Source organism: Alkalihalobacterium alkalinitrilicum (genome assembly GCF_002019605.1).
GTDB classification, from domain to species: Bacteria; Bacillota; Bacilli; order Bacillales; family Bacillaceae_F; genus Alkalihalobacterium; species Alkalihalobacterium alkalinitrilicum.
In genome coordinates, this window is the sequence record NZ_KV917368.1 from 5426344 (window position 1) to 5441742 (window position 15399).

Annotated in this window: 18 protein-coding genes; all 18 read left to right on the plus strand. The window is 37.1% G+C overall.

The window, feature by feature from the left end:
- The 18 genes from ffh to topA all read left to right on the plus strand — a co-directional run bounded on the left by ffh (position 1) and on the right by topA (position 15102).
- Positions 1 to 1347, plus strand: coding sequence for a signal recognition particle protein (gene ffh / locus BK574_RS26245; protein ID WP_075385622.1), 1347 nt, complete (start codon positions 1 to 3; stop codon positions 1345 to 1347).
- Between the two features lie 89 nt (positions 1348 to 1436).
- Positions 1437 to 1709: a 30S ribosomal protein S16 gene (rpsP, locus tag BK574_RS26250; protein WP_075385623.1), complete on the plus strand. Its 273-nt coding sequence runs from the start codon at positions 1437 to 1439 to the stop codon at positions 1707 to 1709.
- A 119-nt stretch (positions 1710 to 1828) separates the two neighbouring features.
- Complete coding sequence (locus BK574_RS26255; RefSeq protein ID WP_078430697.1) at positions 1829 to 2071, plus strand: KH domain-containing protein; 243 nt, start codon at positions 1829 to 1831, stop codon at positions 2069 to 2071.
- Between the two features lie 144 nt (positions 2072 to 2215).
- A complete protein-coding gene (locus BK574_RS26260; protein WP_075385625.1) occupies positions 2216 to 2614 on the plus strand; it encodes a YlqD family protein in 399 nt (132 codons plus the stop codon).
- A 7-nt stretch (positions 2615 to 2621) separates the two neighbouring features.
- Positions 2622 to 3140: a ribosome maturation factor RimM gene (gene rimM, locus BK574_RS26265; RefSeq protein WP_075385626.1), complete on the plus strand. Its 519-nt coding sequence runs from the start codon at positions 2622 to 2624 to the stop codon at positions 3138 to 3140.
- A complete protein-coding gene (trmD, locus tag BK574_RS26270) occupies positions 3141 to 3821 on the plus strand; it encodes a tRNA (guanosine(37)-N1)-methyltransferase TrmD (RefSeq protein ID WP_078430698.1) in 681 nt (226 codons plus the stop codon).
- A gap of 164 nt (positions 3822 to 3985) precedes the next feature.
- Positions 3986 to 4330, plus strand: a complete 345-nt coding sequence (gene rplS / locus BK574_RS26275) for a 50S ribosomal protein L19 (protein WP_075385628.1) — start codon at positions 3986 to 3988, stop codon at positions 4328 to 4330.
- Positions 4331 to 4585: 255 nt separating this feature from the next.
- Positions 4586 to 5137: a signal peptidase I gene (gene lepB / locus BK574_RS26280; protein WP_078430699.1), complete on the plus strand. Its 552-nt coding sequence runs from the start codon at positions 4586 to 4588 to the stop codon at positions 5135 to 5137.
- An 8-nt stretch (positions 5138 to 5145) separates the two neighbouring features.
- Positions 5146 to 5997, plus strand: a complete 852-nt coding sequence (ylqF, locus tag BK574_RS26285) for a ribosome biogenesis GTPase YlqF (RefSeq protein ID WP_075385630.1) — start codon at positions 5146 to 5148, stop codon at positions 5995 to 5997.
- Positions 5998 to 6200: 203 nt separating this feature from the next.
- Positions 6201 to 6980, plus strand: a complete 780-nt coding sequence (locus tag BK574_RS26290) for a ribonuclease HII (protein ID WP_078430700.1) — start codon at positions 6201 to 6203, stop codon at positions 6978 to 6980.
- A 23-nt stretch (positions 6981 to 7003) separates the two neighbouring features.
- Positions 7004 to 8773 carry a hypothetical protein gene (locus tag BK574_RS26295; RefSeq protein ID WP_078430701.1) on the plus strand — a complete coding sequence of 590 codons (1770 nt, stop codon included), beginning with the start codon at positions 7004 to 7006 and terminating at the stop codon, positions 8771 to 8773.
- Positions 8770 to 9069 carry an EscU/YscU/HrcU family type III secretion system export apparatus switch protein gene (locus tag BK574_RS26300; RefSeq protein ID WP_078430702.1) on the plus strand — a complete coding sequence of 100 codons (300 nt, stop codon included), beginning with the start codon at positions 8770 to 8772 and terminating at the stop codon, positions 9067 to 9069. Before BK574_RS26295 ends, BK574_RS26300 begins: the two co-directional genes overlap by 4 nt.
- A gap of 77 nt (positions 9070 to 9146) precedes the next feature.
- A complete protein-coding gene (locus BK574_RS26305; protein WP_075385634.1) occupies positions 9147 to 9332 on the plus strand; it encodes a small, acid-soluble spore protein, alpha/beta type in 186 nt (61 codons plus the stop codon).
- Positions 9332 to 9631 (plus strand): DUF3905 domain-containing protein, encoded by a 300-nt coding sequence (locus BK574_RS26310; protein ID WP_175576460.1) that lies wholly within the window; start codon positions 9332 to 9334, stop codon positions 9629 to 9631. Before BK574_RS26305 ends, BK574_RS26310 begins: the two co-directional genes overlap by 1 nt.
- 175 nt (positions 9632 to 9806) lie before the next feature.
- A complete protein-coding gene (gene sucC, locus BK574_RS26315; RefSeq protein ID WP_075385636.1) occupies positions 9807 to 10967 on the plus strand; it encodes an ADP-forming succinate--CoA ligase subunit beta in 1161 nt (386 codons plus the stop codon).
- Positions 10968 to 10985: 18 nt separating this feature from the next.
- Positions 10986 to 11894: a succinate--CoA ligase subunit alpha gene (gene sucD, locus BK574_RS26320; RefSeq protein WP_075385637.1), complete on the plus strand. Its 909-nt coding sequence runs from the start codon at positions 10986 to 10988 to the stop codon at positions 11892 to 11894.
- Between the two features lie 140 nt (positions 11895 to 12034).
- A complete protein-coding gene (dprA, locus tag BK574_RS26325; RefSeq protein ID WP_078430704.1) occupies positions 12035 to 12910 on the plus strand; it encodes a DNA-processing protein DprA in 876 nt (291 codons plus the stop codon).
- Positions 12911 to 13029: 119 nt separating this feature from the next.
- On the plus strand, positions 13030 to 15102 hold the full coding sequence (gene topA / locus BK574_RS26330; RefSeq protein ID WP_078430705.1) for a type I DNA topoisomerase: 2073 nt from the start codon (positions 13030 to 13032) through the stop codon (positions 15100 to 15102).
- Positions 15103 to 15399: the final 297 nt, after the last annotated feature.

Consider the following 15399-nt stretch of genomic DNA (forward strand, 5'->3'; position numbering starts at 1 on the left):
ATGGCATTTGAAGGTTTAGCGGAACGACTGCAAAGTACGATGCAGAAAATCCGTAGCAAAGGAAAAGTAACAGAAGCTGATGTTAAAGAAATGATGCGAGAAGTTCGACTTGCGTTATTAGAAGCAGATGTTAACTTTAAAGTTGTAAAAGAATTTATTGCACGTGTAAAAGAGCGTGCCGTCGGACAAGAAGTATTAAAAAGTTTAACGCCTGGTCAGCAGGTTATTAAAGTAGTAAACGAAGAGTTAACTTCTTTAATGGGCGGGGAACAAAGTAAAATTGCGGTTGCTAATAAGCCACCAACCATAGTTATGATGGTCGGTTTGCAAGGGGCAGGTAAGACGACAACAACGGCAAAGTTAGCAAACCACTTACGAAAGAAACATAATCGTACACCAATGCTCGTTGCAGCAGATATCTATCGTCCAGCCGCGATTAAACAGCTTGAAACATTAGGAAAGCAACTTGATATGCCAGTATTTTCATTAGGTGATCAAGTGAGTCCAGTGCAAATTGCTGAAGAAGCGATTAAGAAGGCAAAAGAAGAACATAACGATTATGTCATTATTGATACAGCGGGTCGTTTGCATATTGATGAAGAGTTAATGGATGAGTTAAAACAGGTAAAAGAAATTACCAAACCTGATGAAATTCTCCTCGTTGTAGATGCGATGACAGGCCAAGATGCCGTCAATGTTGCTGAGAGCTTTAACGAACAGTTAGATATTACAGGTGTCGTATTAACGAAGCTCGATGGTGATACTCGTGGTGGTGCAGCTTTATCTGTTAAGGCGGTCACCAATACTCCGATTAAATTTGCGGGTATGGGTGAAAAAGTTGATCAACTTGAACCTTTTCACCCAGAGCGAATGGCATCAAGAATTCTTGGCATGGGAGATGTTTTAACTTTAATTGAGAAAGCTCAATCGAACGTCGATGAAGAAAAAGCGCGTGAGCTTGAAAGAAAAATGCGAACGATGGACTTTACGTTCGACGATTTCTTAGAGCAGCTCGATCAAGTTAAAAGTATGGGCCCATTAGATGAACTTCTTGGAATGATGCCGGGCATGAATAAGGTGAAGGGCATGAAAAATCTGCAGGTCGATGATAAACAAATCGGTCGTGTAGAAGCGATTGTCCGGTCGATGACAAAACAAGAAAAGCAAGACCCTAGCGTTATTAATGCAAGTCGTCGTCGTCGAATTGCTAAAGGAAGTGGTACATCGATCCAAGATGTCAACCGACTTTTAAAGCAGTTTGAAGATATGAAGAAGATGATGAAGCAAATGACAAACATGGGGAAAGGAAAGAAAAAAGGAAAAATGCCTTTTAAGTTTCCATTTTAAAATCAGTTTTCAATTTTTCCTAGTTGCAAGCTAGTGAAAATTACTATAATATAAATTATTGTGTGAAATTATTTGGAGGTGTACAACGAATGGCAGTTAAAATTCGTTTAAAACGTATGGGATCTAAAAAATCCCCATTTTATCGTGTAGTAGTAGCAGATTCTCGCGCACCGCGTGATGGACGTTTCATTGAGGAAATCGGTACTTACAATCCGTTAACTCAACCAGCAAAAGTTGAAATTAAAGAAGAGAAAGCTTTAGACTGGATGTTAAAAGGTGCAAAGCCTTCTGACACAGTTCGTAACCTTTTCTCTAAAGCTGGTTTAATGGAAAAGCTACACAACGAAAAAAACAGTAAGTAATCAGCATTTATAATTTGAGTTCAAAAAGAAGGACTAAAAGAGCCAACGAAGAAATTCGATAGCTACTTATCTTAGACTTTTTGAACAACCTTATTATGTCTGAAACGAAAGGGAATGCAATGAAAGAGTTAGTTGAACATATTGCAAAAGCTCTTGTTGACCATCCCGAAAGAGTTCATGTCACAGCAACGACTGACAACGAAACAGTTCATCTTGCTTTGTCGGTTCATCCTGAAGATATGGGCAAAGTCATTGGAAAGCAAGGGCGCATAGCTAAAGCTATTCGCTCTGTCGTGCATGCGGCTGCTACCAATACGAATAAGCGAGTCCGCATTGATATTGTAGACGAAATAAAAGGGTAGGGGGAAACCTCGCCCTTTTATTTTTGTATAAGCTTCTATAAAATAAAAGAAGGTTGTTTTTCTTTAAATAATACACAAAAGAAATTTTATTAAGGCTAAAACGAGTTTAAAAAAAGAATGAGACCCTTTTATGTGAGGTGAACTATGAAGATAATAAAAACGGTCGCCATAAAGCAAGTTTTAACAGAAAACAGAAAAGGTCAGCTGTTAAATGAGTTACACATTGAAAAGGAACAAGTTGTAAAAGAATTAGAGCAATTAAAATTTCAATTACATAAAAAAATAAAACAGCATACAAGTCATGAACAAAATCATAGCTTGAGAAGTAGTTTCCAAAAAGAGATCAATCAACGCGAAGAAAAATTAAGAGGAATTGATTTTAAATGCCACCAGCTTCACAAGCTAGAAATTGGAACAGAGCTTAGGGACGGTCAAATTCAATCAATCTGTGAACTAAAGATTGGCGACAATTGGGATGATATTTCTTCAGAAGCAGAAATTATTATTAAGGACGGAATCGTTCACGATATTAGAAAAGGATGAAACGATTATGACAAAATGGTTTAAAGTAGGGAAAATCGTTAATACCCACGGAATTCGTGGGGAGGTACGTGTAATTTCAACGACTGATTTTGAAGAAGAGCGGTATGCGATTGGGGCAGAATTATTTATTGAACACCCTGAATTTCGAGAAATGGTGCGTGTGATTGTAGAAACACACCGTAAGCATAAAAACTTCGATTTACTAACATTTGAAGGATATACAAATATTAGTCACGTCGAGAAATTTAAAGGGGGTTCATTAAAAGTATCTGAAGATGCATTAAGTGAGTTAGATGAGGGTGAATTTTATTATCATGAAATAATCGGATGTCAGGTTTTTACAGAAGATGGTCTTGAGCTTGGTAAAATAAAAGAAGTTCTTTCACCAGGAGCAAATGATGTATGGGTGATTCAATCCAAAACGGGTGGAAAAGATATTTTAATCCCATATATTGACGATGTTGTAAAAGAAGTAAACATTGCTGAAAAGAAAGTTATAATTGAACTACTCGAGGGGTTAATTTAAGTGAAGATTGATATTCTGACACTATTTCCAGAAATGTTTTCAGGTGTATTTGGTTCTTCAATTTTGAAGCATGCAGCGGAAAGAGGACTTGTTTCTTATAATGTAGTTGATTTTCGGAATTACGCACAAAACAAACATAGAAAAGTGGATGATTATCCGTACGGTGGAGGAGCAGGAATGGTGTTAATGCCACAACCAATCTTTGATGCGGTCGATGATTTGGTAATAGAACAAGACTCGAAGCCGAGAGTTGTTTTACTATGTCCTCAAGGAGAACGATATACACAAAAAAAAGCAGAGCAACTTGCAAAAGAAGAGCATCTTATTTTAGTGTGTGGACATTATGAAGGTTTTGACGAACGAATTCGTGAGCATCTTGTCACTGATGAGATTTCCATAGGAGATTATGTTTTAACGGGTGGTGAACTTGGTGCGATGGTTATTTCCGATAGTGTTACCAGGTTGTTACCAGGTGTATTAGGAAATGAGACAAGTGCAGTAACTGACTCATTTTCAACAGGATTACTAGAACACCCACATTATACTAGACCAGCTGACTTTCGTGGTATGAAGGTTCCAGACGTGTTATTATCGGGTCATCACGAAAATATTAAAAAGTGGCGTCACGAACAATCATTAGAACGTACTAAGAAACGCCGTCCAGATCTATTAAATGACTAGATGGAAGTTTCACTTTATAAGATTTAAAGAGAATTTTTTCTTTTTTCTTGTTCTAAAGAGAGAAATATGTTATTATATTCGTTGTGGCTAAGGCCCGTGATTACGATGTTCCGCTGCAGGTAGAAGACTGGTATGAACATCTTGGATGGAAGGAGGGGAATAGGATGAGCAATATTATCCGTGAAATCGCAAAAGAACAACTACGCACTGATCTTCCTGCGTTCCGTCCTGGAGACACTTTACGTGTACACGTTAAAGTTGTTGAGGGAAATCGTGAGCGTATTCAGGTGTTTGAAGGTGTAGTCATCAAACGTCGTGGAACAAGTGTAAGTGAAACTTTTACTGTACGTAAAGTTTCTTATGGCGTAGGTGTTGAGCGTACATTCCCATTACACTCACCGAAAATCGATACGATTGAAGTGAAGCGTCGCGGTAAGGTACGTCGTGCTAAACTTTACTACTTACGTGCACTTCGTGGTAAAGCCGCGCGTATTAAAGAAATTCGATAATTGTTTGAAAAGAAAGGAGCTTGATTATCAAGCTCCTTTTTACACTTTCTGAAAGTCTACTTTTTACAGAGTTACCTTCGTTAGAACAGACATTGCCTTTTGGACAATATAATGTGAATACATGTAACAATAGGATTTTGACCTTGGTCATACTTAGTGTTAATCGTGTTTTTCTAAAAAAAATTATGTTATGATCTAAAATAGGGAAGTAATACATTCCTCATAATAGAGAATTTATATTGTGGAGGAGTAAATATGAATTTTGGTAGAAGCGAAACATATGAGTGGATAAAAGCAGTTTTAATTGCTTTACTTTTAGCAGTTCTTATTCGCTATTTTTTATTTGCCCCAATTGTTGTAGAGGGGGAATCAATGGTCCCTACATTGCATCATAGTGACCGTATGATTGTTAATAAAATTGGGTATACCATTGGAGACCCAGAACGTTTTGATATTATTGTTTTTCATGCAAGCGAAGAAAGTGACTACATAAAGCGCGTTATAGGTTTACCTGGGGATGAAATTGAATTTATTGATGATACGTTATATATTAACGGCGAAGCATATGAAGAGCCTTATTTGGACGAACTAAAAGAAGAATTAAATGGTGCTACACTTACATATGATTTTTCATTAGAAGAAGTAACTAATTCTGTTGTAGTTCCTGAAGGTTATTTATTCGTGATGGGTGACAATCGCAGAAGAAGTTTAGATAGTCGTGATATTGGATTTATTCCATATGGAGAAGTTGTAGGAGAGGCTAATTTTGTATTTTGGCCGTTCGCAGATATTCGAATAGCAAAGTAGGTGTTAACTTGACGATACAGTGGTTTCCAGGACATATGGCAAAAGCTCGCCGAGAAGTAACAGAGAAGTTGAAATTAATCGATGTCGTTATCGAGTTGCTTGATGCACGAGTCCCGATGTCATCAAGAAACCCAATGATTGATGAGATTGTAGCTCATAAGCCAAGGTTAGTATTATTAAATAAAGCTGATTTAGCAGATCAAAAAGTGACCGAAAACTGGAAGAGATATTTTACAAAACAAAATGTGAAAGTATTAGCGATTGATAGTCAATCTGGTAAAGGTGTCTCTGCTATTAGCCCGAGTTGTAAAGAACTAGCCGCCCCATTATTAGAAAAAATGAAGTCTCGTGGTATGAAACCGCGAGCGATCCGTGCGATGATCCTTGGTATACCTAATGTAGGGAAAAGCACCTTAATCAATCGATTGGCTGTTAAAAAGATTGCTAAAACAGGAGATCGTCCAGGTGTGACAAAGCAACAACAATGGATTAAGGTTGGTAATGAAATGGAACTGCTAGATACACCAGGAATTTTATGGCCTAAATTTGAGGATCAAGCCATCGGTTTTCGTTTAGCAGCAACAGGCGCGATCAAAGATGAGTTACTCGATTTCCAAGATGTCGCCCTATTTGTACTTAATTATTTAAAAGACCGCTATGAAGGACAAGTTAAAGAGCGATTTAAACTTGAGATAATCCCAGAAGAGGGTTTGCAATTGTTTGACGAAATCGGTAAAAAACGTGGTTTCCTACAAAGTGGTGGATATATAGATTATGATAAAACAGCTGAAGTCATTTTACGCGAGCTCCGTTCAGGTAAAATAGGAAGAATTACTTTAGAAACACCAGATGAATATTAATAGAGTAAATGTCACGCAGTGGTCTTTCGTCGCCACTGTGTATTTTTCTATTAGGGGAAGTGTGTACTAAGAGAGTATGATTATTTAGCTCCTGATGGACAACCAATAGGTTACGCTACCATTATTTAAAGTAGCTTACATAATAAATAATTTTCTATAACCAACCGATATAAAAAGTAAGTCGATAGAGGAGTAGATCTTTTATGAATCAATTCACAATTAAACAAGTAGAGCAACTATTATTTAATAATGAGACGGAGCTTTCAGATGAACTTTTCTCAAGTATAAAAATCGATGAGAGAAAAGGAGTTCAAAAGTTAGTCGAAAGATATGAAAAACAGCGTCAAAAAGAAATGCAGTTAAAAGAGATGTTTATAGGCATGAGTCGTTATGAAACCAATCTTCGTAATGAAGGAGTAGAGTGGATAGCAGGTGTTGATGAAGTTGGTCGGGGACCATTAGCTGGCCCAGTTGTCTGTTGTGCAGTCATCCTTCCTAAAGATTTCTATTTACCTGGATTAACAGATTCTAAAAAACTTTCAAAAGAAAAAAGAGATGCGTTCTATGTTACTATTTTACAAGAAGCAGTTGCAGTAGAAACGAGTATTATTTCAGCTGCTGTTATTGATAAAATCAACATATATGAAGCTACAAAAATGGGGATGACAGAAGCGATAAACGGATTAAAGATTCAACCAGAACATGTATTAATAGATGCTATGAAACTAGCAATTTCAATTCCACAGACGTCAATTGTGAAAGGAGATGCAACGAGTATTACAATAGCAGCAAGTTCGGTGGTGGCAAAAGTAACAAGAGATCGTTATATGGAACAGCTTGGAGCCAGATATCCTCTTTATGGATTTGAACGTCATATGGGGTATGGAACGAAGGAGCATTTACATGCAATAAATACATACGGGATTATCGATAGAGAGCATCGAATGAGCTTTAGTCCTGTGAAAGAAAGCATTTCAAGTTAATTTTTTTAAGGGAGGGTGTCTCGTTGTTTAACAAAATACAGCAATCATCTCAGAAAGCTTCTACAACAAAACCACAAAAACTGCACCTTTCCCAAGGGCAATTGTTTCAAGGTAGAATCATTAAGTTTTTCCCAAATAATATTGCCGCTCTGCAATTAGGAAATAAAACCGTATCCGCCAAACTTGAAGCTCCGCTATCAGCAGGACAGACTTATTGGTTAGAAGTTGTTCGAGCTGGTGGAATCCCACAGCTTAAAATACTAGATGATAATTCTGTTCGAAGGGGTGAACAACAAACACAAGCGCAAGTTCTTCAACAATTGGGGATTCCTGCGAATAAAGTAAATGATATTTTAATTCGACATCTCGCAACAGAACAAATTCCGTTTACAAAAGAGGTATTTGAAAAAGGTGCTCAACTATTACTACAAACTGAAACAATAACAAAGGAAGGGCTTCAAACCTTAACGACTTTACTACAGAAAAATTTACCGCTTACTCAAGAAAGTTTTCAAGCAATAAAAGCGGTTGAACGCTCACAAGCACCATTAATTCAACAAATAGCAGAACTTCATTCTTCTTTACAGCTAATCGAAAAAGACAATCCTTCACTTCGTTCATATGTGAATGGCTTACAAAACATCATGAAAGAAACGCAAATGGTAGAGGGTAAACATCCACTCTTTCATTTACTTCATTCGGTATCTTCACAAGGCGTTTCACAGGATATACGAGAAGGAGCAACACAACTTTTACAGAGAACAGGTTTAATTACAGGCAGTGATTCAGTGGACAAGCTTTTTGAATTGTTTAAGGCACAATTGATAGATCCTACAAATAGAGCTAGTGTAAGTAAGTTGTGGCCGTTTTTATTACAAAATGGTACTGGTGGTATCCCGATAGATTCTATGGATGGAAAAACTGTTTTTCAATTACTACATTCTCGACTCGACCAACCTGTGAACAAAGGAGATCAACAGCAACAATTGCAGTTACTTTTGCAATTGTTCCAAAGTAAAGAAAGTGCAAAAAATGTAACGCAAACTCTTTTAAGTATGCAGCATTCCTTACAGCATTTTTCATCACAAGAAAAAAGTGCTATTGCGTATATGTGGAATCAGACGGTTAGTAATGAACAAGAAAATGTTCGTTCAACGATAGCTAGTCAGTTCATGAGAATTATTACTGGCGTCGGATATTTGCAAGAAAGAGAATTATCTCAATTTTTTCAGGGGCAACTTTCGTTTAATGAAGAAAATAGAGGAGCGCGGCTAAAAAGTCTTCTTTTACAACTTAATCAGCTGCAATTATCGAAGGAGATGAAAGAAAAAGTAGGATTGGTACTTCATCGATTAACAGGTCAGCAACTGTTAGCTCAAGAACAACAAGGGCCAATTCAACAAACTGTATTGCAAATTCCTTTGCAATTAGGTGATTGGCAAACTGAAATGACGGTTCAATGGGAAGGAAGAAAATCAACTAACGGAAAAATTGATCCTGATCATTGTCGAATTCTTTTTTATCTCAATTTAACCCAGTTACAAGAGACGATTATTGATGTTCACATCCAGAAAAAAGTCCTTTCTGTTCAAGTGTTTAATGAACATGAAAAGCCAAATGGTTTAATTCATGCACTTCTACCTTTATTGAAAAAAAAGCTATCAGAAATGGGGTATACTCTATCTTCGATTAAGTGGGTACAATTCCAAGAACAGAAAATATTGAAAGCCAATTCCGCTCAACAAGCTTATGCACAAAGACAGGGATATGAAGGAGTGGATGTGAGAATATGAGTGAAAAACAATTCCAAAAAGCAATAGCACTTACTTATAGTGAAACAACAGATAACGCGCCACGAGTCAAAGCAACAGGAAAAGGCTTTGTTGCCGAAGAAATTATTGCGCTTGCAAAAGAGCACCAAATCCCTATCCAAGAAGACCCCTCATTAGTGGAGTTGCTTAGTCAATTGGAGATTAATGAGACGATACCAAGTGAATTATACGAAATAGTAGCTGAAGTTTTTGCATTTATATATCGTATTGATAAAAATGTCGACTACACCCAGTCGAACAAATACTCAAATTCGTAGCAATGTTAAAACAATCTTCTTTCATTGTTTCATACACGTTGGACATACTATGTATATGAAATGAAAGGAGTGAAATGATGGCAAAAAAGAATTTATTAGTTGTTCCTGAATGTGAACAAATGCTTCAGAATTATCGAGAAGAAATTGCAAGTGAGTTCGGAATCCATCGAAGTGTTCAAGAGATGGACGCAGTTAGTCGAAATATGACTAAAAAAGTAATATCGGAGACAAATGAAAAAAAAAGTTCGGAGGACTGTGAATGATGGGGAAGGACAGAGAATTTAATCCTAATCCGAAAACACCATTAGACCATTGGGATGAAAATATAGACCCTGCGCAAATGTCTGGAGACCATTGGGTGCAAGAAGAAAATGCCCCATTAGAGAATAAAGGTATTGTCGATTCTTCAGAGTGTGAAGTTGTCGAAGAAAAAATGATTCCACCAGCTTCAATGTTCATGCACCCTTCCATAAATGTTTCCTATGGTAATGATGGTTTAACAGGAACGAGTCCAAAAAAAAGTGAAAAGATAGGAAATGAAGAGAATAACAGTGAAAATTGAAGAAAATGTGTCGATTTTTTAAATTTTTGGAGGGTTTTTCCCTCCAAAAAAATTTAAAAAGTGTTAAAATAAAAAGGAATTTGACATTTCATCACGAAATATCTGTATTGGAAGGACTGGCTGTTTAAGTTTTGTCTTTCAAAACGGATATAATTGATAGGAGGATGGAGAGAGAATGAATATCCACGAGTATCAAGGTAAAGAGCTCCTTCGTAAGTACGGAGTAGCAGTACCAAATGGAAAAGTGGCTTTTTCTGTAGAAGAAGCAGTAGAAGCTGCAAAAGAATTAGGTTCTAGCGTTTGTGTTGTGAAAGCACAAATCCATGCTGGTGGCCGTGGGAAAGCTGGCGGTGTAAAGGTTGCTAAAAATCTTGATGAGGTTCGTACATACGCACAAGAAATTTTAGGGAAAGTTCTAGTTACACATCAGACAGGACCAGAAGGTAAAGAAGTAAAGCGCTTACTTATCGAAGAAGGTTGTGATATTCAAAAAGAATATTACGTAGGTCTTGTTTTAGACCGTGCAACTTCTAGAATAGCTATGATGGCTTCTGAAGAAGGCGGAACTGAAATTGAGGAAGTGGCTGAAGCTACTCCAGAGAAAATTTTCAAAGAGTACATTGATCCTGCTGTAGGTTTACAAGGATTCCAAGCTCGTCGATTAGCATTTAACATTAACATCCCTAAAGAGTTAGTGAACCAAGCAGTTAAATTTATGATGGGCTTATATCAAGTATTTGCTGATAAAGATTGCTCAATCGCAGAAATAAACCCGCTAGTTACTACTGGAGACGGTAAAGTAATGGCACTTGATGCGAAACTAAACTTTGACTCTAATGCTTTATATCGTCAAAAGGATATTTTAGAATATCGCGACTTAGATGAAGAAGATGTAAAAGAGATTGAAGCTTCTAAATATGACCTTAGCTACATTGCGTTAGATGGTAATATTGGTTGTATGGTTAATGGTGCTGGACTTGCAATGGCAACTATGGATATCATTAAGCACTACAATGGTGACCCAGCTAACTTCCTTGACGTTGGGGGCGGTGCTACAGCTGAAAAAGTTACAGAAGCATTTAAAATTATCCTTTCAGATGAAAATGTTAAAGGAATTTTCGTTAACATCTTCGGTGGTATTATGAAGTGTGACATCATTGCACAAGGTGTAGTTGAAGCTACAAAACAAGTTGGTTTAGAATTACCACTTGTTGTGCGTCTTGAAGGAACGAACGTAGAAAAAGGTAAGAAAATTCTTGAAGAGTCTGGTTTAAATATCACTTCAGCTGATTCTATGGCTGACGGTGCACAAAAAATCGTATCTCTAGTGAAATAGAAAGGCGGGACGTGGAGAATGAGTATCCTTATTAACAAAGATACAAAAGTTATTGTACAAGGGATTACTGGTGCTACAGGTTTATTCCATACGCAACAAGCGATAGAATATGGTACAAACATTGTAGGTGGAGTTACACCAGGTAAAGGTGGAACAGAAATCGAAGGTGTTCCTGTATTTGATACAGTTGAGCAAGCAGTTAAGGCAACAGGTGCTAACGCAACGGTTATTTACGTGCCACCTGCATTTGCTGCTGATGCGATCATGGAAGCAGTTGATGCAGATCTAGATTTAGCAATTTGTATCACTGAAGGAATTCCTGTAAACGATATGATCAAAGTTAAACGTTACATGGAAGGTAAGAAAACACGTCTAGTTGGACCAAACTGCCCAGGTGTTATTACACCAGAAGAATGTAAAATTGGTATCATGCCTGGTTATATCCATAACAAAGGTCATGTAGGCGTTGTTTCACGTTCTGGTACGTTAACATACGAAGCAGTTCATCAGCTTTCAACAAACGGCATTGGTCAATCGACTGCTGTAGGTATTGGTGGAGACCCTGTAAATGGAACAGATTTCATCGATGTATTAAACCTATTTAACGAAGATCCAGATACTTATGCAGTGATCATGATTGGTGAAATCGGTGGTACTGCAGAAGAAGAAGCTGCAGAGTGGGTTAAAGCAAACATGACAAAACCTGTAGTTGGTTTCATTGGCGGTCAAACGGCACCTCCAGGAAAACGTATGGGTCATGCTGGTGCGATTATCTCTGGCGGTAAAGGTACTGCTGCTGAGAAAATTAAAACAATGGAAAGCTGCGGAATTAAAGTAGCTGAAACTCCATCTGTTATGGGTGAAACGCTAATTTCTGTGCTTAAAGAACAAGGGCTACTTGAAAAATGTATTACACATAAAATCTAATTGATAAGAAGAGGCTGACTTGTCAGCCTCTTTTTCCCTTGTTTAGCGAAAAAGGAGATACAGATATTAAAAAATACCGATTAACTGCTTTATGAGGCTCAGTCAATAGTTTTTATATTTTAATTGAATAAGGTGATTTTATGGATATTGCAAAAAAACGTTTAATTCAAATCCATCACTGTAGAGGTGTCGGCTGGAAAACGATCCACTCATTTTTTCAACAAGATCCAACTTTTGCCCTTATCTATCAGTTATCCCCTCATGAGTTAATTTCTAATTTCGCGATGAAGAGAAATCATGCAGAATTATTTCATTACGATCTCCACCATATAAATATAGATAAAATCCTTCAAACTCTACATTCTCATCAAATTAAGATGATTACTCCATTAGATCCTAATTATCCATCACTTCTATCGAATATCTTTGATCCACCGTGGGTTCTTTATTGTAAGGGAAACATAGATTATTTAACAAATACAAGGACGCTTGCTGTCGTTGGGACTAGGTATCCATCGCAAAGTGGTCTCACTAGTGTTGACCAATTGTTACCTCCAATAATTGAAAAGGAATGGACGATCGTGAGTGGACTTGCTTTAGGTATTGATAAAAAAGCTCATGAATTAACAATGCGTTTAGGAGGTTCCACTATTGCAGTACTAGGGTCTGGTCTATTTCATATTTATCCCGAAAAAAATATTCCACTTGCACAATTAATGGCAAAAAACCACTTGTTACTATCTGAATATCCTCCTCACCAAAAACCACAACGATGGCAATTCCCTGAACGAAATCGAATTATTAGTGGTTTAAGTCGAGCTATACTTGTAGTAGAAGCAAAAGAGAAAAGTGGTGCACTAATAACGGCTGACCAGGCTTTAGAACAAGGAAGAGAGGTTTTGGCGGTACCAGGTTCGATATTAGAAGAGCGCGCAACGGGAACTAATTTATTAATTCAAAATGGTGCAAAACTTATACAAAGAGCAAGTGATATTTTAGATGAATTAAATTACTAAAACTTGGTGAAATTGATCTATATTTCAAATTATTTAATAAGTAATGTTTGACAAATGCTAAAAATGTATTTAATAATAGGGAAGATTTATATTAATCCTCAAAGGGGGAGGAAACGAACATGGCTGATTATTTAGTAATTGTTGAATCTCCCGCAAAAGCTAAGACGATTGGTAAATACTTAGGGAAGAAATTCACAGTTAAAGCGTCAATGGGACATGTGAGAGATTTACCAAAGAGTCAAATGGGAGTAGACGTAAATGAGGGCTTCAATCCTAAATATATAACGATACGTGGTAAAGGTCCTGTAATGAAGGATTTAAAAGCAGCAGCTAAAAAGGTAAAGAAAATTTATCTCGCAGCTGACCCCGATCGCGAAGGTGAAGCGATTGCCTGGCATTTAGCACACAGTCTCAATATAGATGAGACTTCTGAGTGCCGAGTTGTTTTTAATGAAATTACGAAGCAAGCGATAAAAGATGCCTTTAAAACACCACGAACCATAAACATGGATCTTGTTGATGCCCAACAAGCACGGCGAATCCTTGATCGATTAGTAGGATATAATATTAGCCCTATATTATGGAAGAAAGTAAAAAAAGGCTTAAGTGCGGGAAGAGTACAATCGGTTGCAGTTAAAATGATCATCGACCGAGAAAATGAAATCAAGGCATTTATTCCAGAAGAATACTGGAGTATTCAAGCAAAGTTTTCAATGCATGAAGATAGTTTTGAAGCTAAATTTTATGGCATTGGCTCAAAAAAAGTTGAGTTAAAAACAGAGTCTGAAGTAAATGATGTTCTAGGAAAACTAAAGGGTGAGAACTTCATTATAGACTCGGTGAAAAAGAAAGAAAGAAAGCGAAACCCTGTGGCACCGTTTACAACATCTTCCTTACAACAAGAAGCGGCGCGTAAGTTAAATTTCCGGGCAAAGAAGACAATGATGCTAGCTCAACAATTATATGAAGGAATTGATTTGGGTAAGGAAGGCACCGTCGGATTAATTACTTATATGCGTACAGATTCTACACGTATTTCTGATACAGCAAAGCAAGAAGTAAAAGCTTATATTGAAGAAACGTATGGTAAGGAGTATACGCGTCAAGGAGAGAGAATCGTTAAGCAAGATAAGAAAGCTCAGGATGCTCATGAAGCGGTTAGACCGACTTCAGTAAACAATGACCCTAAAACGGTTAAAAGCTTCTTATCTCGTGATCAATTTCGTCTCTATAAGTTGATTTGGGATCGACTAGTTGCAAGTGAAATGGCGCCTGCGATTATGGATACAATGACGGTTGATTTAAAAAATGAAGATGTTGTTTTTAGAGCAACAGGTTCAAAAGTAAAGTTTGCTGGATTTATGAAAGTTTATATTGAAGGTAATGACGATGGAAAAAATGAAGAAGATCGATTTTTACCAAATTTAGAAGAAGGTAAATCCGTAAAAAAAGAAGAAATTACGCCAAATCAACATTTTACGCAACCACCACCTAGATATTCGGAAGCTAGACTCGTAAAAACGTTAGAAGAGCTCGGTATAGGAAGACCGTCTACCTTTGCGCCAACATTAGATACAATTCAACGCAGAGGCTATGTAGCCCTCGATGAAAAACGATTTGTGCCAACAGAACTAGGTGAGATTGTTATTGAGTTAATCCATGAATTTTTCCCAGAAATTTTAGATGTAGACTTTACAGCAAAGATGGAGAATGATTTGGATGCAGTTGAAGATGGGAAAGAAAATTGGGTCCGAGTTATTGATGGGTTTTATCGTGGGTTTGAGAAGCAAGTAAAACATGCCGAAGAAGAAATGAAAGAAGTCGAGATAAAAGATGAACCTGCGGGTGAAGATTGTGAAAAATGTGGACATGAGATGGTATATAAAATGGGGCGCTTTGGTAAGTTTATGGCTTGTTCTAATTTTCCAGATTGCCGAAATACAAAAGCCATTGTAAAGGATATTGGGGTAAAGTGTCCAACATGCCATGAAGGTAATATCGTCGAAAGAAAAAGTAAAAAACGTAGAATTTTTTATGGGTGTGACCGTTTTCCAGATTGTGAGTTCGTATCATGGGATAAGCCAATTGCAAGAAAGTGTCCTAAATGTGAGCATATGCTGGTGGAGAAGAAAACGAAGAAAGGTGTACACGTTCAATGTACATCTTGTGATTACAAAGAAGAGACAAATTAGTGAACTTAATTGAAAGTAAAGCATTAGTAGTATATGATATTAGAGGTCTGACTTCTAAAATTAATACAAAGTAAAACATCAAATAGGATGACTAAATAAAAGTGAGTAAAATTAATGATCGAATTTACTATTTATCCCGTATCAACTGGCAGTAATACCCCACTTCAAGACTTCGAGGAAATCAAAGGAGGATAAGTGGGGGATAATTTCCAGTCACAACTATAACAACTATTTGAACACAGACGCGGCCACGTCTGTGTGACCCACATCGTGTGGTCTCTACCATCAGTGGGGAAG